The 21,571-nt window shown below is 65.9% G+C and carries 20 protein-coding genes, 1 tRNA gene and 1 riboswitch; of the genes, 14 read left to right on the forward strand and 7 right to left on the reverse strand.

Annotation, left to right across the window (positions count from 1 at the left end; genetic code table 11):
* Positions 1-93: 93 nt before the first annotated feature.
* Together otsB and RW112_RS17400 are read right to left on the reverse strand one after the other, a co-directional pair.
* Positions 94-912, reverse strand: coding sequence for a trehalose-phosphatase (otsB, locus tag RW112_RS17395; RefSeq protein WP_317782965.1), 819 nt, complete (start codon positions 910-912; stop codon positions 94-96).
* Complete coding sequence (locus RW112_RS17400) at positions 902-2,401, reverse strand: trehalose-6-phosphate synthase (protein ID WP_317782966.1); 1,500 nt, start codon at positions 2,399-2,401, stop codon at positions 902-904. Before RW112_RS17400 ends, otsB begins: the two co-directional genes overlap by 11 nt.
* A gap of 180 nt (positions 2,402-2,581) precedes the next feature.
* Here RW112_RS17400 and RW112_RS17405 point away from each other — a divergent pair, with 180 nt between their 5' ends.
* The 4 genes from RW112_RS17405 (at position 2,582) to RW112_RS17420 (ending at position 4,696) form a co-directional block, all read left to right on the forward strand.
* Entirely contained in the window at positions 2,582-3,472 is an 891-nt protein-coding gene (locus tag RW112_RS17405; RefSeq protein ID WP_317782967.1) for a DsbA family protein, read from the forward strand.
* 158 nt (positions 3,473-3,630) lie between these two features.
* A tRNA-Thr gene (locus RW112_RS17410) sits at positions 3,631-3,707 on the forward strand.
* A gap of 91 nt (positions 3,708-3,798) precedes the next feature.
* A complete protein-coding gene (locus RW112_RS17415) occupies positions 3,799-4,140 on the forward strand; it encodes a hypothetical protein (RefSeq protein WP_317782968.1) in 342 nt (113 codons plus the stop codon).
* 82 nt (positions 4,141-4,222) lie between these two features.
* Positions 4,223-4,696 (forward strand): GyrI-like domain-containing protein, encoded by a 474-nt coding sequence (locus tag RW112_RS17420; RefSeq protein ID WP_317782969.1) that lies wholly within the window; start codon positions 4,223-4,225, stop codon positions 4,694-4,696.
* A 40-nt stretch (positions 4,697-4,736) separates the two neighbouring features.
* Here the strand turns inward: RW112_RS17420 and RW112_RS17425 are convergent, their stop codons facing one another.
* Positions 4,737-5,087 carry a hypothetical protein gene (locus RW112_RS17425; protein WP_317782970.1) on the reverse strand — a complete coding sequence of 117 codons (351 nt, stop codon included), beginning with the start codon at positions 5,085-5,087 and terminating at the stop codon, positions 4,737-4,739.
* A 153-nt stretch (positions 5,088-5,240) separates the two neighbouring features.
* Between RW112_RS17425 and RW112_RS17430 the strand changes: the two genes are divergently transcribed.
* From RW112_RS17430 to RW112_RS17440, 3 genes are all read left to right on the forward strand, one after another.
* A complete protein-coding gene (locus tag RW112_RS17430) occupies positions 5,241-5,462 on the forward strand; it encodes a hypothetical protein (RefSeq protein ID WP_317782971.1) in 222 nt (73 codons plus the stop codon).
* Between the two features lie 155 nt (positions 5,463-5,617).
* Entirely contained in the window at positions 5,618-5,920 is a 303-nt protein-coding gene (locus tag RW112_RS17435) for a DUF4193 domain-containing protein (RefSeq protein ID WP_305939816.1), read from the forward strand.
* 223 nt (positions 5,921-6,143) lie between these two features.
* The gene (locus RW112_RS17440; protein WP_317782972.1) at positions 6,144-6,686 is read left to right on the forward strand and encodes a hypothetical protein; all 543 of its coding nucleotides are present in this window, start codon (positions 6,144-6,146) and stop codon (positions 6,684-6,686) included.
* A gap of 32 nt (positions 6,687-6,718) precedes the next feature.
* On the opposite strand, the gene RW112_RS17445 is transcribed toward RW112_RS17440, so the two are convergent.
* Genes RW112_RS17445 through RW112_RS17455 form a run of 3 tightly spaced genes read right to left on the reverse strand, consistent with a single transcriptional unit; the run spans position 6,719 to position 10,394 of the window.
* Positions 6,719-8,305 (reverse strand): APC family permease, encoded by a 1,587-nt coding sequence (locus RW112_RS17445; protein ID WP_317782973.1) that lies wholly within the window; start codon positions 8,303-8,305, stop codon positions 6,719-6,721.
* Complete coding sequence (locus RW112_RS17450; RefSeq protein ID WP_317782974.1) at positions 8,302-9,363, reverse strand: agmatine deiminase family protein; 1,062 nt, start codon at positions 9,361-9,363, stop codon at positions 8,302-8,304. The genes RW112_RS17445 and RW112_RS17450 overlap by 4 nt, the downstream gene beginning before the upstream one ends.
* A complete protein-coding gene (locus RW112_RS17455; RefSeq protein WP_317782975.1) occupies positions 9,360-10,394 on the reverse strand; it encodes a nitrilase-related carbon-nitrogen hydrolase in 1,035 nt (344 codons plus the stop codon). Before RW112_RS17455 ends, RW112_RS17450 begins: the two co-directional genes overlap by 4 nt.
* A gap of 417 nt (positions 10,395-10,811) precedes the next feature.
* Between RW112_RS17455 and RW112_RS17460 the strand changes: the two genes are divergently transcribed.
* On the forward strand, positions 10,812-11,303 hold the full coding sequence (locus tag RW112_RS17460) for a DNA starvation/stationary phase protection protein (RefSeq protein ID WP_317782976.1): 492 nt from the start codon (positions 10,812-10,814) through the stop codon (positions 11,301-11,303).
* A gap of 143 nt (positions 11,304-11,446) precedes the next feature.
* Here the strand turns inward: RW112_RS17460 and RW112_RS17465 are convergent, their stop codons facing one another.
* Complete coding sequence (locus RW112_RS17465) at positions 11,447-13,051, reverse strand: MFS transporter (RefSeq protein ID WP_317782977.1); 1,605 nt, start codon at positions 13,049-13,051, stop codon at positions 11,447-11,449.
* A gap of 69 nt (positions 13,052-13,120) precedes the next feature.
* Here RW112_RS17465 and RW112_RS17470 point away from each other — a divergent pair, with 69 nt between their 5' ends.
* The 6 genes from RW112_RS17470 to RW112_RS17495 all read left to right on the forward strand — a co-directional run bounded on the left by RW112_RS17470 (position 13,121) and on the right by RW112_RS17495 (position 21,570).
* Entirely contained in the window at positions 13,121-13,660 is a 540-nt protein-coding gene (locus tag RW112_RS17470) for a helix-turn-helix domain-containing protein (RefSeq protein WP_317782978.1), read from the forward strand.
* 104 nt (positions 13,661-13,764) lie between these two features.
* Positions 13,765-13,863: riboswitch (glycine riboswitch) on the forward strand.
* A 172-nt stretch (positions 13,864-14,035) separates the two neighbouring features.
* Complete coding sequence (gene gcvP / locus RW112_RS17475; RefSeq protein ID WP_317782979.1) at positions 14,036-16,894, forward strand: aminomethyl-transferring glycine dehydrogenase; 2,859 nt, start codon at positions 14,036-14,038, stop codon at positions 16,892-16,894.
* A gap of 11 nt (positions 16,895-16,905) precedes the next feature.
* Positions 16,906-18,054, forward strand: coding sequence for a glycine cleavage system aminomethyltransferase GcvT (gene gcvT, locus RW112_RS17480; RefSeq protein WP_317782980.1), 1,149 nt, complete (start codon positions 16,906-16,908; stop codon positions 18,052-18,054).
* A gap of 210 nt (positions 18,055-18,264) precedes the next feature.
* Positions 18,265-18,648, forward strand: a complete 384-nt coding sequence (gene gcvH, locus RW112_RS17485; protein ID WP_317782981.1) for a glycine cleavage system protein GcvH — start codon at positions 18,265-18,267, stop codon at positions 18,646-18,648.
* Entirely contained in the window at positions 18,645-19,973 is a 1,329-nt protein-coding gene (glyA, locus tag RW112_RS17490; protein WP_317782982.1) for a serine hydroxymethyltransferase, read from the forward strand. Before gcvH ends, glyA begins: the two co-directional genes overlap by 4 nt.
* 160 nt (positions 19,974-20,133) lie before the next feature.
* Complete coding sequence (locus RW112_RS17495) at positions 20,134-21,570, forward strand: L-serine ammonia-lyase (RefSeq protein WP_317782983.1); 1,437 nt, start codon at positions 20,134-20,136, stop codon at positions 21,568-21,570.
* Position 21,571 lies beyond the last annotated feature (1 nt).

Consider the following 21,571-nt stretch of genomic DNA (forward strand, 5'->3'; position numbering starts at 1 on the left):
GTGCAAATGTTACGGGCGTCACATATGAGATTCGTAACAGGTGCCGTGTGGTGCCGGGGGCTCGGCCGGGGAATTACACGGATTTACGGGGATTTACGGGGATTCGGCGAGGGCCCGGGTCCGTTCCCGGAGCAGGGTCTCCAGCAGTTCGGCGATATGCACGGGTGCCTCGACGCGGAACTGCGCCTGAGTGAAGTCCAGCCCCACCTTCACCCCTACGTCGCCCGGATACAGGCGTCCCAGTGCGTCCTCATCGGTGGTGTCGTCGCCGGCGAACACCACGGCCGTGGCGTCGGTGGCCTGGCGCAGGAAGGCCATGCCCTCGCCTTTGGACGCGTGGACCACGGACGTTTCCAGCACGCGGTTGCCGTTTTTCAGGTATACGTCCCGCCGGCCCTGCAGGGCTGCCCGGGCGGCAGCGACGGCGTCCTCGGCCACGTCGTCGGCCGCGAGGCGGGTGTGGAGCACCACCCCGGCAGGTTTGTCCTCCAGCAGCGTGCCAGGCGCCTGCTCCACGATCTCCTCAAGGATGCGGCGGACCTCCGCCAGCAGGGCAAGCTGCTCGGGGTCGAGCGTCAGCTCGGACGAGCCCGGTCCCAGCCAGGCCTCTGCCCCGTGGCTGCCGATGAGAAGGGTCTCCGGGGGCGGCGAAGCGACCGCCCGGAGGCTGTCCAGGGCCCGGCCCGAGATGAGTGCCGTCGTCGTTCGCGGAAGAGCCGCGAGGGCGGTGAAGGCGGCAGCGGAACGGGGGAGCGGGCGGGCATCGGCCGCATGGTCAACGAGGGGGGAGATGGTCCCGTCGAAATCCATGGCCACCAGAAGGTGCTCGGTGGCGGCAACTGTCTTGAGGGCGGCCAGGAGTTCGGGCTGAAGCGTCAGGGGCGCCTTGCCGGGGGCTGCATCAGGTGTCATCGCGGACCACTTTCTCTTTGAGTGCTGCAAGGAACTCGGCTGACCAGTGGTCGACGTCGTGGTCCAGGATCTGCTTGCGCATTGACCGCATCCGCCGGGCCGCCTCGGCCGGCTGCATGTTGACGGCCCTCATGATGGTGTCCTTGAGTCCGTCGATGTCATGCGGATTCATCAGCAGCGCCTGCTTGAGCTGGTCCGCGGCGCCGGCGAATTCGCTTAGCACCAGGGCGCCGTCATTGTTGGTGCGGGCGGTCACGTATTCCTTGGCGACCAGGTTCATGCCGTCCCGCAGTGCCGTGACCAGCATGACGTCGGCGGCAAGGTACAGCGCCACCATTTCGTCGATCGGGTAGCTGTGGTGGAGGTACCGGACCGCAGTGTTCTGCATGGTGTCGTAGGTGCCGTTGATGTGGCCCACGGTGCCTTCCACTTCTTCGCGGAGGAGGCGGTACTGTTCCACCCGTTCCCGGCTGGGGCTCGCCACCTGGATTAGGGCAGCGTCCTCCACCGTGACCTTGCCGTCGGCCAGCAGCTCTTCATAGGCCTTCAGCCGGTGGCGGATGCCCTTGGTGTAGTCGAGGCGGTCCACGCCGAGGAGGATGGTCTTGGGGCTGCCGAGGTCCCGGCGGATCTGGCGGGCGCGCTCGATGATCTCGGGCTTGCGGGCCAGTTCGCTGATCTGTTTGACGTCGATGGAGATCGGGAACGCCTGCGCCCGGGCAATGTGGGTGGTTTCGCCGTCGGGACCCTTGACATGGACCTGCTGCTGCTTGACGCTGGCACCCAGGAAACGCCGGGCGGAACGCATGAAGTTGCCGGCGTCGCTGCTCCGCTGGAAACCGACCAGGTCGGCACCGAGGAGGCCGTCAATGATGGCGCGGCGCCAGGGGAGCTGGGCAAAGATCTCCGGCGGGGGAAACGGGATGTGGTTGAAGAACCCGATTTTGAGGTCGGGGCGTGCTTCGCGGAGCATTTTGGGAACCAGCTGCAGCTGGTAGTCCTGCACCCAGACGGTGGCTCCGTGATCGGCGTGACGCACGACGGCGTCGGCGAACCGCCGGTTGACCTTCCGGTAGGAATCCCACCAGGTCCGGTGGAATTCCGGCGGCGCGATGACGTCGTGGTACAGCGGCCAGAGTGTGGCGTTGGAGAAACCCTCATAGAAGAGCTCGACGTCGTCGGTGCTTAGCTGCACCGGGACAAGGTCCATGCCGCCGTGGCTGAAGGGCTTGACGGTTTCATCCGGGGCACCATGCCAGCCCACCCACGCGCCGTCGGTCTTGGTCATCATGGGGGCCAGGGCAGTAACGAGGCCGCCCGGCGACCGGCGCCAGCCGTCCTCGCAACCCCTGTCTTCCGGGGAGCAGCGGTCAACCGGCAGCCGGTTGGACACCACCATGAAGTCGTAGAGCGCGGCAGCCGCGTGGCCGGCGTGGGCGGGCTTTCCTTCGGCGGTTGCTTCGGACTTTTCACGGTGCGTAGTGTGCATTGGTGTCCCTTGGGTTGCTAATGGCTCGAAGTCAACCCTAGTCGGACGGAATCTTCCGTGCTATCCATCCGTTGGGCAGACGGACGGAAACTTGAAGGCGCAAGCTCTCAGGTTTCTCCCCTAGACTGAAAAAGTTGCCACTGATGTGGTCCGCACCTGGCCGATCGACCCGAGGAACTGATGAGCGCCGCAAACGAACCCCGCAAATCCAAAGCAGAACGCACTGCCGAGGCCCGCGAGAAAGCCCGTGAGATCCGTGAGGCGCAGCTAAAGAAGGACAAGCGCAACAAGCTCCTCATCGGCTGGGGCATCGTGGTGGCGGTAGTAGCCATCCTCGCGATCGTGGCACTGGTTGTCAGTTCCAACATCCGGAACAACGCCCCGGTGGCGGACGAAGGTCCCACCCCGGCCAACGGCAACATCCACGGCGGCGTGACGCTGCTGGCCAACTCCGAGGTCGCGAAGTCCGAGCCCGCCACGGTCAACGTGAAGGACGTCCCGGCCAAGCCGGAAACGCCGCCCGCCGAGGTGACGGCTCCCGGCGCCGAGGCTGAAGCCGGCAAGCCGGTGAAGGTGGTCGTCTACATCGACTTCATCTGCCCCGTCTGCAAGCGGTTCGAGACCACCTACAACGAACAGTTGACCAGCCTCCGCAACGAAGGCAAGATCTCGGTGGAATACCGGGCCCTCGGTTTCCTGGACCAGCAGTCCACCACCAACTACTCCTCACGCGCGGCGAACGCCGCAGCCTGTGTGGTCAATGAATCGCCGGAAAAGTATGCCGACTTCGTCAATGCGCTCTTTGACAAGCAGCCCTCAGAGGGCGGCGCGGGCCTTTCGGACGACGAACTGAAGAAGATGGCCACGGACGTGGGCGCCAAGAGCATCGATTCGTGCGTGGAAGAGAAGAAATTCCGGCCCTACGTGAAGGTGGCCACCCAGGAAGCCGCGGCCATCGGCGTGACCGGCACCCCCACCGCCTTCGTGGACGGCAAGCAGTGGGGCAAGGGCGACTCTGCCAACACTGACCTGATCCCGTTCATCCAGGCTGCCATCGACGCCAAGGGCTAGGAACCACCGCCCCGCGCAACAGCCCGGCGGCCCGGCTCCGGAACCCTCCGGAGCCGGGCCGCTGCCGTTTTTACCAGCGGGGCGTCCTTGGGCTACCCTTATCTAGCACTGCACCTGGTGCCGCTGTTGAGCCGGATCCGTCCGGCAGAAACAGGAACGCCTCCTTAGCTCAGTTGGCCAGAGCACCGCTCTTGTAAAGCGGGGGTCGTCGGTTCGAATCCGACAGGGGGCTCCACGAAGGCGGCCATTCTTCCCGCCTATTGCTGGCTCCCCGTCAGGCCTACACTGTGTTGCATCCAGCGGTGCAAGGCATGGAGGAGGGCGTCATGGCGGTCATTGAGCAGGTACGTGAGGGAATGCACGTGGTTGCACCGGACGGGAAGAAGATCGGCAAGGTCGAGGACCTGAAGATGGGTGATCCGGAGGCGGTTACCTCGGACGGCCAGACCGACGCTGAAACAGGAGGCCTGGTTAGCGCGGTGATCGACCATTTCGCCGCGACCTCCAGTCTGCCCCGCCACACAGCGGAAAGGCTGCTGCGGATCGGCTATGTGAAGGTTGACAGGTCCGGTCTGTTCGCCGGGCATGCGTACATCGCCTCGGATGAGCTCGACCGGGTTGAGGGCGACACGTTGTGGCTCAAAGAGGGCGTGCGCGCCGATCACTGAGCCCCGCGGGCTGCCTGGCATGCACCCGGCCCAGGGTCCTTCGACCCTAGGCTGCAGCGTACGCGCCGCGGATGGTTGGCGTATGAGCCATGAAACCGAAATCCGCCTGGTCCAGCGCACCGAGCAGGCCACCGCCGTCGTCCGCGAAAAAGTGCCCATGAACGAGCTGCCGGAATTCTTCGGCCGCGCTTATGGCGCTGTTATGTCAGCGGCCCAACAGCAGGGCGTGCAGTTGGCCGGCCCGCCTTTTGGCCGGTATCTGAACATGCCCACCGACTCCGTCGACGTCGAGGCAGGCTTTCCGGTCTCGGCGCCGATCTCTGCGGCCGCAGGAGTGGCGGCTGGGACCCTGCCGGCGTGCCAGGCCTTCGAAGCGACCCACACCGGTCCGTACGACACCCTGAGCACAACGTACGACGCCATCCAGGAACGGATGACGGAAGAGGGGTTCAACCCGGCTGGTTCTATGTGGGAATACTATTTAAGCGACCCCGCCACGGAGCCGGATTCTTCCACGTGGAAGACCCTGGTTGTGTGGCCCGTGGCCGAGTCGTAGCGACCGGGGGCCGTGCTGAGTCCCGTCGCCTAGTCCTCGCCTAGTCCTCGGCGTCGATCTTTTCGAGCAGGTCCTTGGCGGCCTTGGCGATTTCATGGTGGTTGTGCTGGGCAGCCCGGCTTTCCAGGGAAACCACCGCGCAACGGTGGACCTTCTTGAAATCCCCGAAAGGGAAACTCACGCTGCCCTTGGTTCCTTCCGAATCGTCCGGATCCAGGCCCAGGTGCCACTTGGAGAATTCCGGAAAGCCGTGCTTGTCGATATAGGCATTTTCCTGGTCCGCCGACGGTGCGTGCTCGCTCCAGTCGTCCCGGGTATCGTGGACAACTTTTCCGTCCTTGACGAGGCTGCGGGCGTGCTCCAGTGCCTTCTTGTTGAGTTTCGTGGCCATGCCATACCTCCGGAGGTCTCGGATGCTGTGCATCAAGGCTAAATCCACGGCTCACGGGCCGCCAACACCTCTCCATCGGCGAATGTTGGAAATGTAACGCCGCGGAGACTGCGGCGAAACGTGCCCACAACATGCGGCACCTACGTTGGCCCTATGACAACGCGCCTGCTCACCAGAATTGCCTCGTGGTTCGAGGCCCGGCCCACACCGGCCGCTGCGGACCCTGCGGACCACGCCGCCTGGGAGCAAGGCAATGCCGCCATCGCAGACGTCACCAGGTGGGGCTGGCTGCCGGCCCTCAGCGGGGTGTCCTTTGCAGCCGACCACGCGGCGGTCGCGCACCGGGAAAGGGCTGCCGCGGCAAGCGAAGGATAGCCGCCGGCGTCCTGCACTGGAGGTCTGGTTGCCCTGCTGGCGGGCCTAATGTGTCGGGTTGAACACACTTTCCTTCAACTGCCGTCATAATGGCCTAAACTGCTTCACTGAGGTGCCCGAGACGGCGCTGCGCAGCAACGAAAGTGAACCACGCTATGGCTACCGATTACGACGCCCCACGCAAGACAGAAGAAGAGTCTCCCGCTGAATCGCTGGAGGCCCTCCAGGCGTCCCGCGGCGGCGGAGCCCAGACCGCCGTTATCGATGTCGACGAGAACGATACCGCCGAAGGCATTGACCTTCCGGGGGCGGATCTTTCCGGCGAGGAACTGACGGTCACTGTTGTTCCGGAGCAGTCGGATGAATTCACCTGCTCCTCCTGCTTCCTGGTCCGTCACCGGTCCCAGGTTGCCAAGGAAAAGAACGGTTTGAAGTACTGCCGCGACTGCGAAGGCTAGGAGGCCTTCGGCGCGGCCACAGTTCCACGCGCCTAACAATTCCAAACGCACGGCACGCGAGGCGCCGGCAGCCCGCAGGGGCTGCCGGCGCCTCGCTGTGTGCCGTTCCGTAACCTGCACGGCGGCAGGTTAACGGTTGGGCGCCGAAGGGACGTGGACCCTCGTCATTGCCTGTCCGGGCTCCTACGCTTGAGATATCTCATCGCTTCCAGGGGTGGCTGAAATGAAGAAATTTCACGTGTGGCTCGCAGCAATCCTGATGGCCGCCGGGCTGGGACTTGTGGCCCCGGCACCAGCGTCCGCTTCCTACTGCGGCCTGGTGTGGGGATCGCTGGCAAAATCCGACGACACCATGGGCACGGGGCAGGTCACCAACGTGCGGACCGGGCAGCACTACTGCTTCGACCGCATGGTGGTTGACCTCAACGGACCCGTGGAAGGCTACACGGTCCGGTATGTCCCCACGGTGGTGCAGGACGGTTCGGGCCTCCCGGTTCCACTGCGGGGACGGGCATTCCTGCAGATCACCGTGAACTCACCGGCCTACGACGACGGAAGTAACCCCACGTATAAGCCTGCGGACCCGAAAGAACTGACCAATGTTGGCGGCTACCAGACCTTCCGCCAGGTTGCCTGGGCCGGAAGTTTCGAGGGTTACTCGAGCATGGGCCTTGGTGTCCGCGGACGCCTTCCCTTCCGGGTGTTCACCTTGGACGGACCCGGGGCGGGATCCCGCTTTGTGGTTGACGTTGCCCATTACTGGTGAGCAGCTGGCGGGCTGCTGCTGAGCTGCCCGCTTTACTCCGGAACCACCAGGGCAGGGGTGTCCTTGCGGATGGTTTCGCCGCGGAAAAACCCGGGGCGCAGCCTGGCCATGATGAGCATGAACACCGCGCCGAGGGCCAGGATCCCCACGCCAAGGACGAACACCAGGCCCACGCCGAAGATTTCGGAGCCGCTGCCGAACTCGGGCGCCCAGCTGTCCACGGCCGTCTGCAGGAACACCACCAGCAGTCCCAGCCCGCCCAGCAGGGGGCATAGCAGCCGCAGCACGAAATTGCGGACGCTGCTGAAGACGCTGTTGCGGAAGTACCAGGCGCATGCGAACGCCGTCAGCCCGTAGTAGAAACAGATCATCAGCCCCAGGGCCAGGATGGTGTCGTTCAGGACGTTTTCGCTGACCACATGCATCACCGCATAGAACCCCGCGGAGAGGACGCCGGCAGCGATCGTTGCGAAACCCGGCGTCGAAAACTTCTTGCTCATGTGGCTGAACGGCTTCGGCAGGGCACCGTAGTGTGCCATGGCCAGCAGGCTGCGGGACGGCGAGGTGAACGTGGACTGCAGCGAAGCCGCTGAGCTGGACAGGACCGCCAGGGACATGAGGATCGCAAACGGACCCATGATGGGGGACGCCAGCGCGGTGAAAATGTTTGCGTGGTTCTCCTCGTTGTTCAGCCCGACGCCCTCCGTGCCCACGCCGGCGAACATCATGGTGGCGATGGTGACCAGGAGGTAGATGCCCAGGACCACCACGGCGGTGAGCGTGCCGGCAATGCCTGCGGTCTTCTTGCCGTTGGCCGTTTCCTCGTTCACGGTGAGGCACACATCCCAGCCCCAGTACACGAAGATGGACAGCGAAATTCCGGCGGCGATCTGCCCGAAGGTCTCGATCTTGGTGACGTCAAACCATTCCCAGCTGAACGGGATGGAGGTTTCCGAGGACGACCAGTTGGCGAAGGCCATGGCCACGAACAGGCCGAGCACCAGCAACTGGAATCCCACCAGGCCGTACTGCACGATCTTGGTGGTGTGCAGGCCGCGGTAGCTCACCCAGACGGCCAAGGCCACGAACACGAAGCACGTGGCGACATTCAGGAGTTTGTTGGCGGCGAGGTCCGCCAGTTCCGGAGCCCCGGTGAGCTGGGCTAGGAACAGGTAGAAGAAGTCCACCGCCACCGCTGCCAGGTTGGACAGCACGATGATGTTCGCCGCGAGGAGTCCCCAGCCTCCCATCCACCCCACCCACGGGCCGAAGGCCTTGGTGACCCAGGTGAAGGTGGTGCCGCTGTCCGGCGAGTCGGCGTTGAGCTCCCGGTAGGCAAGGGACACCAAAATCATGGGGATGAAACCGATGAGGAAGATGACGGGCAGCTGCAGCCCGGCCTCGTTCACGGTGGGGCCAAGGGCGCTGGTGAGCGTATAGGCCGGCGCGATGGTCGAAATGCCAAGGACGACGACGGCGAGGAGGCCCAGTTGCCCGCCCTTCAGTCCCTTTCCGGTGATGCCGTGCGCGGTGCCCGGCGCGTCAGCGCCGGTCGAACCGGCGCCGGCTGCTTTTGTGCCGGCTGCGCCGGACGTGGAGCGGCGGATGGTTTGGGTCATGTCCGGGCCTTTCTGGGAGTCAACATCTTAGGTGAGGCAGCAGGCTGCTGCTGGGTGATGCAGTGGATGCCGCCGCCCCTTGCGAACAGCTCGCGGGCGTCGATGCCCACGATCCGGCGGCCGGGGTAGGCGTCTGCAAGGATCCGCAAGGCCTTTTCGTCGTTGGCGTCGGCGAACGTGCACGCAATCACGCCGCCGTTCACCACCAGGTGGTTGATGTAGCTGTAATCCACGAAAAAGCCCTCGTGGTCCCGCAGCGTGGCGGGAGCAGGAACGTCGATGATGTTCCACTCGCGGCCGGCCGCGTCCCTGGTAGTGGACAGGTAGGCGATGATTTCGCGGCTGACCTCGAAATCGGGATGCTCCGGGTCCTGCTGCGAATGGACCAGCAGCGTTCCGGGGGAGGGGATCGCGGCCACGATGTCCACGTGCCCCCGGGTTCCGAACCGTTCGGAGTCCCTGGTCAGGCCGCGGGGCAGCCAGATGACGTGGGTGGCGCCGATGGTCCGTGCGAGTTCGGCCTCCACGTCCGCCTTGGACAGTCCGGGGTTGCGGCCCGGGTCCAGCTGCACGGTTTCGGTCACCAGCACGGTTCCCTCGCCGTCCACGTGGATGCCGCCGCCTTCATTGACCAAGGAGGAAGCACGGTGGCGGGCCCCGGATCGGCCCGCTACTTCAGCGCCGATCAGAGCGTCTTTGTCCCAGCGCGCCCAGTCCTGCCCGCCCCAGCCGTTGAAGACCCAGTCGACCGCGCCCAGGCGCCCGTCGTCGTCGAGGACGAAGGTGGGGCCGATGTCCCGCATCCAGGCATCGTTCAGGTCCGCGGTGAGCACCTCGACGGCGGGATCCAGGTAGCTTGCGGCGGTGCCGACGTCGTCGGGCGCCACCACCACGGTGACCGGCTCGAATTCGACGGCGGCATTGGCAACGGAGGCCCAGACGGACCGTGCGGCGTGTGCCTCCCCGGCGGTGTCACCGAGCGTGTAGCCGCCTGTGGGGAATGCCATCCAGATGCGTTCTTGCGGCGCCGTCTCGGCGGGCATGCGCCAGCGGCTCATCCGGTCACCTCGTGGTAGGTGCGGGCTTCGCCGCCCAGCGGCTGGTCGTGCCGCACCGGTTCGGTCAGCCGGCCGTAGGTGTCCGGGCGGCGGGTGGCCAGGAAAGGAAACAGGGTGAGCCAGTCCCTGCGCTGGTCAAGGTCCAGGTCGGCCACCAGGACGGCGGAGGCGTCGCGGGGCGCCTGGACGAGAATCCGGCCGTACGGGTCCGAGATGAAGGAGGAGCCGTAGAAATTCAAGGTTCCTTCGTTTCCCCAGCGGTTGGGGGCCACCATGTACAGGCCGTTGGCGATCCCGTTGCCCACGATCACCTGCTGCCAGAGCGGCTGGGTGTCGAACTCCGGGTGGTCCGGTTCGGAGCCGATGGCGGTTGGGTAGACCAGGATGTCTGCCCCGCCCAGGGAATACAGCCGGGCAAGTTCCGGGAACCATTCGTCCCAGCAGGTGGGCATGCCCAGCCGGGCCCCGCCCAGTTCGGCCGGGGAATGGACCTCGTAGGCACCTTCGGTGGCAGGCCCCTGGCGGAAGAACTTGTCCTCGTAGTAGCCGGCGGTCACCGGGATATGCAGTTTGTGCGTGCGGCCAACAAGTTCACCCCCCGGCGATACCAGGATTGCAGTGTTCAATCCAAGGCCGTCATCCGATCCGTCCGGGTTCTCCGCGCGCTGGTACAGGGAAGCGTGGACGGAGATGCCGTGCCGGCGGGCGGCCTTCGCGGCGAAGCGGAAGGTGGGCCCGGTCAGCAGGTCCTCAGCAAGGTCCGACGGGCGGGGGCGCGGCGCCCAGGGCCGGGCCGTATCGTTCTCCGGCCGGGTGTCCGCGGGGTAGCGGGACAGCGTGAGTTCGGGCAGGAAGACCACCGTGGCGCCCAGCCGGGCGGCGCGGCCGATGCCTTCGTCGAGTTCGGCCAGGAGGGCGTCCGGGTTTGCGTGCCAGCGGTGCTGCACCACGCCCACCCTCAGGGCGGCGCGTGCGGACGGCGTTGTCCGGGCCAGGGAAGGAGGGGAGTCGAGGCAGGAAATTTCAATCATGTGCTTACTTCCAGTGAGACGACCGTCACTAAATGAATGACGTTCATTTAGTATGAGGGTCGCAAACCGTCGGCGCAAGGGTTAAATGAATTGCGTTCTTTTATTTCGGGGAACGGCCGCGGGGAGTGGTGGCGTCGTGGGAGTGCCCGGAGCTAGGGCCGGTTGCCACCTGTCCGCAACGCCGCTCGCAGTTCCTTCCATGCCCCCGTGCACCACAGGGCCCACGCAACCAATACCGGCTGGAAGAGCAGCCGCACCAGGCGCTCGCGGTCTGTGTTCAGGCCAAACGCGTCCGTCCGGCGGCGGCCGCAAGCCAGCTGTCAGTTACTAAGCTCACTGAGAAATTTCCTGCAGCCCTCCTCCGCCGCCCCGCGTGGCTGATAGCGTCAGGACTACTGGACCAATCGAGGAGGATTCATGAAAGCTTCACCGACGCTGACCAACAATCTGCAGGCTGTGCTCGCGGACCTGATTGAACTGCACATCCAGGGCAAGCAGGCTCACTGGAACATCGTGGGAACCAACTTCCGCGACCTCCACCTGCAGCTGGATGAAATCATCGATGCCGCCAGGAACTTCGCCGATGACATGGCGGAGCGCATGCGCGCCCTCCACGCCCTGCCGGACGGCCGCAGCGCCACTGTGGCCGAAACCACCAGCCTTGCGCAGTTCCCGCAGGGACTGATCAGCACCAAGGACGCCGTTGACCGCATCGTCGCGGCCCTGGAAGCGGCTGTGGGAACCATGCGCAAGGTCCACGATGAAGTTGACGAGGAGGATCCCACCACGGCGGATCTGCTGCATGAGTTCATTTCGAAGCTCGAGCAGTACGCCTGGATGGTGGGCGCTGAGAACATGAAGGCTTCAACCAGCGTGACCACTCCCGACAGCAAGCCGAGCAGCAAGTAGGCCCGCCGGCAGTAGCACTACGGCGACTCCGGTCGCCGGCCATCGCCAGGAAGCCCGGCGCCGGACCCTGTTCCGGCGCCGGGCTTCCTGCTGTCCCGGGGATGCTGCCGCCTGCCCCTCGTAGCAGGCTGCGTCGGGCGGATCTAGGTCGCCTTGGGGACTCCGCGCAGTACGACGGCGACAAGGGCTGCCGCCCCGGCCATCAGTACCAGCGCGATGGACGCCGTCATATGGACGCCCGACTCAAACGCGGCCCTGGCCGCGGACGTCAGCGCATCGGCCAGCGGCGCCGGCAGCGTATGCGCCAGCTCCATGGCCCCCGCCAGCGTCTCCCGGGCCTGTGCGGTCCCCTCCCCGGTGCCGGCGGCGCTGACGCCCTCGGGCAGGACGAGGTTCCGCTGGTAGGACGCCGTCAGGATCGAACCGAGAATGGCCGTTCCCAGCAATGAGCCGATCTCGTAGCCGGTCTCCGAAATGGCGGCCGCTGCTCCTGATTTCTCCGGCGGCACGGATCCGAGAATCATGTCATTGGAAATCGTCTCGGCAGCGCCCACCCCCAGGGCCAGGACCAGGAGTGCACCCAGCAGCAGGGCAGGCCCGCCGGAATGATCCCCGAACGCCACGATGAAGTAGCCGGTGGCGCTGAGGGAAAGTCCGCCGGCCACAACGAATCCGGGCCTTACCCTGCGCACCAGCGGGACCACCAGCAGTCCGGCAACCACAGTGGCAAGCAGGGCGGGGATCATGGAGATCCCGGCCTCCGTGGGCCGCCGGCCCTCGAGCAGTTGGAGGTGTTGCGCCAGGAAAAGAATGAAGCCGTTGAAGGAAAACAGTGCCAGGACATTGGCCGTAATCGCCGTACTGAAAATCCTGTTGCCGAACAGGCTCATATCCAGCAGGGGGCTGCGCAGCCGTTTCTGCCGCCGGACGAAGGCATAGCCCATTAGCAGTCCGAGGCCGGTGACTGCCGCCGGCACAGCGCCGAAGCCCTCCGTTGCCAGCGCCTTGATGCCGTATACGAGCGGAACCATGGTCAGCAGCGAGAGGGCGATGCTGGCAACGTCCACTGTTCCTGGCCGGGGATCCCTGGACTCCGGAATGAGCACCGGGCCAAGGGCCAGGATGGGCAGCATGATGGGCACGGCCACCAGCAGGATGGCGCCCCACCAGAAATGCTCCACGAGCCACCCGCCGAAGATGGGCCCGAGCGCGGCGCCGCCGGAGAAGCCCGCCGCCCAGATGGCGATGGCAAGCCGGCGCCGGTTGGGATCCGGAAAGATGTTCCGGATCAGGGACAAAGTGGAAGGCATCAGCATCGCGCCGAAAAATCCGAGGGCGGCGCGCCCTGTGATCAGCCACTCCGCGCTCGGGGCAAATGCCGTGGCGGCGGACACCGCGGCGAACCCGAAGCTGCCGATCAACAGGAGCCGCCGGCGTCCGATCCTGTCGCCGAAACTTCCCATGGCAACCAGGAGGCCGGCCAGGACGAGGGGATAGGCGTCAACGATCCACAGCAGCTGAACGCCGGTGGGCTCGAGGCTGCCGGCGATGGCGGGCAGCGCGAATGTCAGTGCGGTGTTGTCTACGGCAACCAGCAATACCGGGAACATCAGCAACGCCAGTGCAAGCCAGTCCTGCCCGCGTTTCGGTGCGCGGAAACTGCCGCCGGCAACAGGGCGGCCGGGTGCAGCGGGGCTCTGTGTGAAAGTCGGCGTGACCGGCGTCGAGGATGCAAATGAATTTCCCATGACAATAACTGTACCGTCTGGACGGTACAGTTAAGAATCCAGCCCCTCCCACCGGGCATGATAGGAACCATGGCCAGAAAACCCGTTGCGCGCGAAGCTGTGCTGGACGCCTTTGAATCCCTGCTGATCGAAGTGGGCGAACGTGCCGCCACGCTGGACGCCGTTGCCCGGCGCGCCGGGGTTTCCAAGGGCGGGCTGCTGTACCACTTCCCGAACAAGGAGGCCTTGATTTCGGCATTGCTGGAACGGATGGACCTGCTCGTAGCGGGAGATCTGGACGTGATGGCAAAAGCTCCGGAAGGGGCTGCCGCCTACTTCATCCGGTCCTCGCTCTGGGCAGGAACCCCGCTGGACCGCGTGTTTGTGGCTGCCACGCGGCTCGCCGAGGTGGCCCACGCGGAAACGATGCACCGGTTTGCGGCAGTCCAGCGGAGCTGGCTGGAGCTTTTGGCCGGCGACGTCGGGCCGGCCATGGCCAAGGCTGTCCTTTACATGGGCGACGGCCTCTATTACAACGCCATGCTGGCCAGCGGCCCCGGCACGGCCCCGCCGGAAATGAGTGGCGACGTCGACAACCTCCTGGCCGCCGTCGACCGGCTCCGCGGCTGACGTCCGTCATGCGGCGCCGGGCTGGACGTCAGAGTTTGCAGACTGGACCGCCGCGTAGGACAATTGCAGCTGTGACTGTTGTCACCGCTAACTAAATATGCCTTTGATCTGCGGCGGGAGAGTTCTGCAAGTAGGTACAAGCAGGCGCCGTAGGAGCAAACCCTCCCCAGGAATCTCTCAGGCCCATGTACCGCCGCGGCAAGGCAACTCTGGAAAGCAGCAGGCTGTCCGCTGGGACGTGCCTGCTCACCGACGGTGCAAGCGGAGCCATGCGTAAGCTGGTCCCCGCGGAAACTCTCAGGTCCAATACAGAGCGGGGAGGAACCCGAACCACTGCGGCGCATCCGGCGCTGCCATTAGTAATGGAGTTCCTTCGTGACGGTTAGTTCAGTCTCCACCACCTTTGTCGACCGGCATATTGGCGCCCGCCGCCAGGCCGATATCGACACCATGCTCAAGTCTGTCGGTTACGACAGTGTCGATTCGCTGGTTGATACCGCAGTCCCCAACGACATCCGCCAGGACGTTGCCCTCCGCCTTCAAGACGCCCTCAGCGAGGTTGAAGTCCTCGGCGAGCTGCGCAAGCTGGCTGCCAAGAACAAGACGGCTGTGCAGATGATCGGCCAGGGCTACTACGACACCGTGACCCCGCCGGTGATCCGCCGCAACGTCCTGGAATCCCCGGCCTGGTACACCGCCTACACCCCGTACCAGCCGGAAATCTCCCAGGGCCGTCTCGAGGCGCTCCTGAACTTCCAGACCATGGTCCAGGACCTCGTGGGGCTGCCCATCGCCAACGCCTCCCTGCTGGACGAAGCCACCGCTGTGGCCGAAGCCGTGTTGATGATGCGCCGCGCCAACAAGAACAAGACCGCCCACGACGGCAAAACCGTCCTCGACGCCGATGTGCTGCCCCAGACCATCGCCATCGTCAAGGGCCGCGCCGAGGCACTCGGCTTCGAAGTTGAGGTTGCGGACCTGTCCCAGGGACTTCCCGACGGCATCATCAACGGCATCGTGCTGCAGCAGCCGGGCGTTTCCGGCCGGGTGTTCGACCACACCGCCGTCATCGCCGCCGCCAAGGAACGCGGCGCCCTGGTCACGGTCGCGGCTGACCTGCTCTCGCTGACCCTCATCACGCCTCCGGGCGAGCAGGGTGCGGACATCGCCGTCGGCTCCACCCAGCGCCTGGGTGTGCCGCTGTTCTTCGGCGGTCCGCACGCCGCCTACATGGCCGTCCAGAAGGGCCTCGAGCGCTCCATGCCCGGCCGCCTGGTGGGTGTGTCCAAGGACAACGCGGGAACTCCGGCCTACCGCCTGGCCCTGCAGACCCGTGAGCAGCACATCCGCCGCGAGAAGGCTACATCCAACATCTGCACCGCGCAGGCACTGCTGGCCATCGTCTCCTCCATGTACGCCGTCTACCACGGCCCCGACGGACTGAAGGCCATCGCCGAGACCGTCCACAACCACGCCCGCACCCTCGCAGCCTCCCTGCAGACCGCAGGCCTCGAAGTCCTGCACGGCAGCTTCTTCGACACCGTCACCGTCCGCGTTCCGGGCAAGGCCGCTGAAATCGTTGCTGCCGCCGAAGCCAGGGGCATCAACCTGCGCGGCATCGATGCCGATACCGTCGGCGTCTCCGTCGACGAAACCACGACGCCGGAAATCGTCGCCGCCGTCGCCGCCGTCTTCGGCGCTGAGGTGGCCGGAACGGATGCGGGCGCCGGCTTCGCCCTCGAGGCCGCCGTCGAGCGTTCCTCGGAGTACCTGCAGCACCCGGTGTTCAACACGCACCGCTCCGAAACCCAGCTGCTGCGGTACATCCGCAAGCTTTCGGACCGTGACCTCGCACTGGACCGCACCATGATCCCGCTGGGTTCCTGCACCATGAAGCTGAACGCCACCGCCGAGATGGAAGCCATCTCCTGGCCGGAGTTCGCCTCCATCCACCCCTTCGCGCCGGACTCCCAGACCGAGGGGTGGCGTGAACTGATCGAAGGCCTGGAAGCGGACCTCGCCGAGATCACCGGCTACGACCAGGTCTCCATCCAGCCCAACGCCGGCTCCCAGGGTGAGCTCGCGGGCCTCCTGGCGATCCGTGGCTACCACCTCTCCCGCGGCGATGACCAGCGCAACGTCTGCCTGATCCCCGCCTCCGCGCACGGCACCAACGCGGCATCCGCCGTGCTGGCCGGCATGAAAGTGGTTGTGGTGGCCACCGCTGCCGACGGCACGATCGACCACGCCGACTTCCAGGCGAAGATCGAGGCCAACAAGGACGTCCTGTCCGCGATCATGATCACGTACCCGTCCACCCACGGCGTGTACGACGCCGACGTGCGCGAAATCTGCGACTCGGTGCACGCGGCCGGCGGCCAGGTCTACGTTGACGGCGCCAACCTGAACGCGCTGGTGGGCCTGGCCCAACCCGGCAAGTTCGGCGGCGACGTGTCCCACCTGAACCTGCACAAGACCTTCTGCATCCCGCACGGCGGCGGCGGCCCCGGCGTCGGCCCGGTGGCAGCCAAGGCCCACCTGGCGCCGTTCATGCCGGGGGACGCGAACAAGGCCGCACACGAGGACGGTCACGGCGTGGCAATCTCCGCTTCGCGCTTCGGCTCCGCCGGTGTGCTGCCCATTTCCTGGGCTTACGTGAAGCTGATGGGCGGCGCCGGCCTGACCGAGGCCACCAAGTCGGCCCTGCTGGCGGCAAACTACATCGCGTCCCGCCTGAACGAGTTCTTCCCGGTGCTGTACACCGGCGAAGGCGGACTCGTGGCACACGAGTGCATCCTGGACCTGCGCGAACTGACGGCCAAGACCGGCGTCACCGCGGAAGATGTTGCCAAGCGCCTCATCGACTTCGGCTTCCATGCACCGACCCTCGCGTTCCCGGTTGCCGGCACGCTCATGGTGGAGCCCACCGAGTCCGAGGACCTGGTGGAGATCGACCGCTTCATCGACGCGATGATCACCATCCGCCAGGAAATTGACCAGGTGGCCAACGGTGACTTCACCGTGGCGGACTCCCCGCTGCGCAACGCACCGCACACTGCGGCCGCCGTCGTCTCTTCCGACTGGAACCGAGAGTACCCGCGCGAGCAGGCCGCCTTCCCGGTCCACCACCTCAAGCAGGACAAGTACTTCCCGCCCGTGGGCCGCATCGACGGCGCAGCAGGGGACCGCAACCTGATCTGCTCCTGCCCTCCCATCGAAGACTTCGAAAACTAAGGATTCCCCCGTTGACTGAGAACTACACCGCGCTCTACGAAGAGCACAAGAAACTGGGCGCGTCCTTCACCGATTTCGGTGGCTGGCAGATGCCCCTGAAGTACTCCTCCGAGCTGGCCGAGCACCACGCCGTCCGCAACGCCGCCGGCCTGTTCGACCTCTCCCACATGGGCGAAGTCTGGGTGACCGGCCCGGACGCTGCGGCGTTCCTGGACTATGCCCTGGTCGGAAAAATCTCCGCCATGTCCGTGGGCAAGGCAAAGTACTCGCTGATCTGCCAGGAAGACGGCGGCATCATCGACGACCTCATCACGTACCGTCGCCCTGTTGCTGAAGACGGCACGGACAAGTTCCTGGTGGTCCCCAATGCCGGCAACGCCGTCGTCGTCGCCGCTGCCCTGGCCGAACGGGCTGCAAACTTCGACGTCGTAGTGGACGACGTTTCCGCTGACACCTCGCTGATCGCCGTCCAGGGCCCCAAGGCCGAGGCCATCCTGCTTCGCCTGGTTCCCGCGGCGCTGCACGAGCTGGTGACCGGCCTGAAGTACTACGCCGCCGTGGAGGTTCCCTTCATGGTGGCCGGCAGCAGCAAGGACCTCCTGCTGGCCCGCACCGGGTACACCGGTGAGGACGGTTTCGAGATCTTCGTGGACAACGCCGACGCCGCAGCCCTGTGGCAGGCAATCTCAGCTGTGGCCGAGGAAGGCGAGCTCGTCCCGGCCGGCCTGGCCTGCCGCGACTCGCTGCGCCTGGAAGCCGGCATGCCGCTCTACGGCAACGAGCTCTCCCGCGACGGCAACCCCTACGCAGCAGGCCTCGGCCCGGTTGTCTCACTCGCCAAGGAAAGCGACTTCGTGGGCCGTGCGGCGCTCGAAGCACTCAAGGCCGGCGGAGCCGGTTCCACGAGCGGGCGCAAGCTGGTGGGCCTCAAAGGCCTGGGCCGGCGTGCCGGCCGCGGCCACTACCCGGTCCTCAAGGACGGCAACGTTGTTGGCGAAGTGACCTCCGGCCAGCCAAGCCCCACTCTGGGCTACCCTGTGGCATTGGCCTACGTCGACGTCGAGCACTCCGAGGTGGGCACCGCCCTGGACATCGACCTGCGCGGCAAGGCCGAGCCCTTCGAAGTGGTCGCACTGCCTTTCTACAAGCGCCAAAAGTAGCTTTCGGGGTGCGTTGGGGCTGGGATCCTCTGCGTGCTGCTCCCCACCGGCTCCCTAGCCTCGCAAGCTCGGCAAGGGAACCCTGCCGGCGTGGGCCCACGTCGCTCTGACGCACGCTGCCGGATCCCAGCCCCAACGCTCTCTCACTTCCTGCAGTGTTTGGGCCAACGCTCTCTCACTTTTCGCAAACCAAACTAAAGGAAAAAACACATGGCAAAAGTAGCCCCCGAACTCCAGTACTCCGACGAGCACGAGTGGGTGGCGCGGGAAACCGGGAACCTCGTGTCCATCGGGATTTCCGCCGTGGCCACGGACGCGCTCGGCGACATTGTGTACGTTGACCTGCCCGAGGTCGGCGCCACGGTGACCGCAGGGGAGACCTGCGGCGAGGTCGAGTCCACCAAGTCCGTTTCGGACCTGTACTCCCCGGTCACCGGCGAGGTCACCGAAACCAACTCCGCCGTCGTCGACGACCCCGCGCTGATCAACAGCGACCCGTACGGCGCCGGCTGGCTCTTCAAGGTCGCCGCCGAATCGGACGGCCCGCTGCTCTCCGCCGAGGAATACGCTTCCAAGAACGGCGGCGAACTGTGAGCCCGGCGGGCGCTGCAGGCACCGTCGCGTTCGAGCAGGTAGTCTCGGCGTCCCTGGACGCGGACCTGTCCGCGCTGGACCCCGAGATCGCAGCGAAGATCGACGACGAACTGGCCCGCCAGCGCAGCGGCCTGGAAATGATCGCCTCGGAGAACCACACCGCCAAGGCTGTGATGCAGGCCCAGGGCTCCGTGGTGACCAACAAGTACGCCGAAGGCTACCCGGGCAAGCGCTACTACGGCGGCTGCGAACACGTCGATGTGATCGAGCAGCTGGCCATTGACCGGGTGAAGGCCCTGTTCGGCGCCGAGTTCGCGAACGTGCAGCCGCACTCCGGGGCGCAGGCCAATGCCTCGGTGATGCATGCACTGATCAAGCCGGGCGCCACCATCATGGGCCTGAACCTTGCCCACGGCGGGCACCTGACCCACGGCATGCGCATCAACTTCTCCGGCCGCCTGTACAACGTCATTCCGTACCAGGTCCGCGAAGAGGACCACCGGATCGACATGGCAGAGGTGGAACGCCTGGCCCTGGAGCACAAGCCGCAGCTGATCGTCGCGGGCTGGTCCGCCTATGCCCGGCAGCTGGACTTTGCCGAGTTCCGCCGGATCGCCGACCTGGTGGGCGCCTACCTGATGGTGGACATGGCCCACTTTGCCGGGCTCGTCGCGGCCGGACTGCACCCGTCGCCGGTGCCGCACGCACACGTCACCACGTCCACCACGCACAAGACCCTCGCCGGTCCGCGCGGCGGCATCATCCTCTCCAACGACGCCGACATCGCCAAGAAGATCAACTCGGCGGTGTTCCCCGGCCAGCAGGGCGGCCCCCTGGAGCACGTCATCGCCGGCAAGGCCGTGGCATTCAAGATCGCCGCATCCCCGGAGTTCAAGGAACGCCAGGAACGCGTCCTTGCCGGTGCCCGGATCCTGGCTGACCGCCTGGTCCAGCCGGACGTCACCGCCAGGGGGATCAGCGTGATCTCCGGCGGAACCGACGTGCATCTGGTCCTGGTGGACCTGCGCAACTGCGAACTCGACGGCCAGCAGGCGGAAGACCGCCTCGCGGCCATCGACATCACCGTGAACCGCAATGCCGTGCCGTTCGACCCGAGGCCGCCGATGGTCACTTCGGGACTGCGCATCGGCACACCGGCCCTCGCAACCCGCGGTTTCGGCGAAGCAGCCTTTGCCGAAGTGGCGGACATCATCGCTGAGGCGCTGATCGCCGACGCCGGCGCGGACCTTTCCGGCCTGCGCTCACGGGTTGAGGCCCTCGCCTCCGCCCACCCGTTGTACCCCTCGGTTGCCAACCTGGGCTAGAGGCCGTATTACAGAAGTAACAGATCACGACGCCGGGCGGCCGCCATAAGCTGCCGCCCGTCGTCGTGCATCCGGCAGTTCAGCCGCCCACCGGCGGCTGCACCGCCCTCCGGCAGGACCATCTGCCGGACCACAGCTAGACCAAGTAAGGACCCCGGCTATGGCTGTTGGTGTGTTTGATCTTTTTTCCATTGGAATCGGTCCGTCGAGTTCGCATACGGTGGGTCCGATGCGGGCTGCCGCGGTGTTCGCCGAGGAGCTGAAGGCGTCCGGTGATCTGGACCGGGTGGCGTCGCTGCGGGTGGATCTGTACGGTTCGCTGGCTGCGACCGGGCACGGGCATGGGACCATGACGGCGATCCTGCTGGGGCTGGAGGGTTATCATCCGGAGAAGATCCTGCCGGCTGAGGTGGAGGAGCGGCTGGCGGCGATCGCGGAGACCGGGAAGCTGCAGCTGGCCGGCGCCGGTGACGGGCAGGGTGTGGCGTTGCCGTACGGGGTGAAGGACATGGTGCTGCGGCCGTTGACCATCCTGCCGCGGCACACGAACGGGATGACGTTCACGGTTTCGGACGCCGGCGGTGAGGTGCTGCACCAGGCGACGTTCTTCTCCGTCGGCGGCGGGTTCATTGTCCGTGAGGGCGAGGAGGACGCGGCCCGGCAGGAGCTGGAGGAGTCCAAGAAGGAGCTGCCGCTGCCGTTCCGGACCGCTGCGGAGTTGCTGGGCCGGTGCCAGTCCAAGGGCCTGTCCATCGGGGAGATCATGTTCGTCAATGAACGGGCGTCCCGGTCCGGGGAGGAGATCCGCGAGGGGCTGCTGCACATCTATTCCGTGATGGAGGAGTGCGTCGCGGTGTCCCTGCAGCGTGAGGGGCTGCTGCCCGGCGGGCTGAAGGTCCGCCGTCGTGCGCCTGACTGGCATGAGCGGCTGATGAAGGAGACCCGGGAGCAGGATTCCCAGGACCCGGGGTACCGGGATCCGAAGTACTGGCAGGAGTGGGTCAACCTGATCGCGCTGGCGGTGAACGAGGAGAACGCCTCCGGCGGCCGGGTGGTCACGGCGCCGACGAACGGGGCGGCGGGGATCATTCCGGCGGTGCTGTATTACGCCCTGCATTTCGCGCCGGGCATGGATCAGGCGACGCAGGCGGACCGGGATGATGTGGTGGTGAAGTTCCTGCTGACCGCCGGTGCCATTGGTGTGCTGTACAAGGAGCAGGCGTCGATTTCGGGTGCCGAGGTGGGGTGCCAGGGCGAGGTGGGTTCGGCGTCGTCGATGGCCGCGGCCGGCCTGGCCGAGGTCATGGGCGGCACTCCTGCGCAGGTGGAGAACGCGGCGGAGATCGCGATGGAACACAACCTGGGCCTGACGTGTGATCCGATCGGCGGTCTGGTGCAGATCCCCTGCATCGAGCGGAACGCGATCGCCGCGGCGAAGGCCATCAACGCCGCGAAGATGGCGCTCTGGGGTGACGGAACGCACCGGGTGTCCCTGGACGAGGTGATCGTGACCATGCGCGAGACCGGCCGGGACATGTCCTCCAAATACAAGGAAACGGCCATGGGCGGCCTCGCCGTCAACGTCGTCGAATGCTGAG

Source organism: Arthrobacter sp. B10-11 (assembly GCF_033142195.1).
Classification (GTDB): domain Bacteria; phylum Actinomycetota; class Actinomycetes; order Actinomycetales; family Micrococcaceae; genus Arthrobacter; species Arthrobacter oryzae_C.